The organism is Paraburkholderia bengalensis, assembly GCF_037126505.1.
Taxonomy (GTDB): domain Bacteria; phylum Pseudomonadota; class Gammaproteobacteria; order Burkholderiales; family Burkholderiaceae; genus Paraburkholderia; species Paraburkholderia bengalensis.
Genome location: NZ_JACFYJ010000230.1, coordinates 1 through 1,922 on the forward strand (window position 1 = coordinate 1; position 1,922 = coordinate 1,922).

Sequence of the window (1,922 nt, forward strand, 5' to 3'; positions counted from 1 at the left end):
CGATGTATCGGGATATTCAGCCGTTTTCAAACCCTTTGGATTTCATTGCGGCCACCAACCTGCCGGGCCGCCTGACGCTGGCACGCATGGAAGATCTCGATTGTGCTTCAAGGCTCGCGACGGTGCAGCGCGTGGCGAACGCATCGGCCTATATGTTGCCGGCGGCTGCATGGTCACACCGTGTGCAAGGCGAGTTTGCCAACCTCTTGGCAAGACGCGAGCCTTTGCGCGGGCATGCCGTCCTCGTGCCACGGCCCGACGGCAAGTATGTCGTCAGCGTGAGAGCGCCGTGCGGCGCAGACCGCCTATGCAGGAAATTCGGCGGAAACGGAAGGCTGGCCGCCGCCGGCATCGACGGACTTGATCCTGCACGGGTCGACGGATTTATCGCTGCCCTCGACGCGATGTTCGGCGACGGACATTGTTCGCCCGCATGACGCCGGTCAAAGCCGGCCCAGCCCGCGCCGCTAGCCTGATGACATTGCTACGCGTTCCACCGAGTGAGGAGGACAGTATGAAAGCCGCCGATATTTGTACGAGAGACGTCATTACGTGCCCATTAAGCACGACTGTTCTGGAAGCATGCAAGACCATGCGGGTCAATCACGTCGGCGATATCGTTGCCGTGGAGGCGACCCCGGACGGCAAGCTGCGTCCAAAAGGAATAGTGACCGACCGGGACATCGTTCTCGAGGTACTCGCTCGAGAAGTCGATGCGGCGAAACTGTTCGTCGACGACGTGATGTCGTCGCCGGTTGTCGTCGTATATGACTGGGAGGACGTGTGGCAGATCGCGAAACGGATGCGGTTGCATGCGATCCGCCGCATGCCTGTTGTCGATGAGGTTGGGGAACTGGCTGGCGTCATTTCGCTAGACGATCTGCTCGACTCGGCGTGTGCGCTGCTGTCGGAGCTGTCGCTCGTCGCGGGGCGGCAGCCACATTTCGAACTGAAGCAGCGTGCGTGACCGGCTGTGACGGCCTGGCGCGTCGAAGATCAAGACGGATCGCTTTTATTCCGCGTTGCAAACAAGCTCGCGGACGAGACAGGCGGTCCGTTGATGTCGGTCAACCCGGGGCGTGGCCGATGGACGAAGATAATTCATCAGTCAGGACCGCCCGCGGTGAAGAATACGCTGCGCGGCTGGAAATCTATCTGGAGACAAATCATGACAGAGTCTCGCAACCGGAACGTGTCGACGATGCGCCGAGACAAACGGTTCCAGCCACGCACAACCGATAGCTATCGGTCGCCAGTGCGCGAGCAGGGTGGTACGAGCTGCCGAGAATGTGGCGCCGTGTATGAAAATGGACGCTGGAAGTGGAGTGCAAGCGCAGAACACACAAGTCAGCTGGTCTGCCCAGCGTGCCGCCGAATACTTGAACACGCGCCAGCAGGCGAACTATGGCTGGAATCGGGAGAGTATCTGCGTACGCATCATGACGAGGTTGCCTCACTCTTGCGTCACGCGTCAGCAGATGAAGAAAAGCTTCATGTGCTCGAGCGATTGATGAGCATCGAAGATCAGCCAGAAGGAATGCGGGTGACTACCACTGGCCCACACACCCTGCGAAGACTCTCCGAGGCGCTCGTTCGTGCGCATCACGGTCACCTTACGATCGAATATCGCGATGCCGAAGGTGTGCTGCGCGCGAGATGGCGGCGCGACTAGGAGATGGGTTGGGCCGGCCGCCCGCAGCTTGCGGTGTTGGCCTTGTGATCAGAGTCAGGATATGACTGGCGATGGCTCTCATTATTGCAATGCTGGGTCGCAAGTCTGAGGAGGTTTGCCATGAAAGTCAGTGAGTTCTACAGCCAGGGTGTGGTCCATATTCCGGCGACCTGCAGTCTGCAGGAGGCGGCCGTGCAGATGCGAGACCAGCATGTCGGTGCACTGGTCGTATCGGAAGGGGGCGGCTCAG

General features: G+C 59.9%; 2 protein-coding genes and 1 pseudogene. All 3 read left to right on the forward strand.

What is annotated here, in order from left to right:
• A pseudogene (locus H3V53_RS42860) lies at window positions 1-437 on the forward strand (acetyltransferase); the annotation flags it as partial.
• A 77-nt stretch (window positions 438-514) separates the two neighbouring features.
• Window positions 515-967 carry a CBS domain-containing protein gene (locus H3V53_RS42865; protein WP_336602991.1) on the forward strand — a complete coding sequence of 151 codons (453 nt, stop codon included), beginning with the start codon at window positions 515-517 and terminating at the stop codon, window positions 965-967.
• Between the two features lie 156 nt (window positions 968-1,123).
• Window positions 1,124-1,672, forward strand: a complete 549-nt coding sequence (locus H3V53_RS42870; RefSeq protein WP_336602992.1) for a BCAM0308 family protein — start codon at window positions 1,124-1,126, stop codon at window positions 1,670-1,672.
• Window positions 1,673-1,922 lie beyond the last annotated feature (250 nt).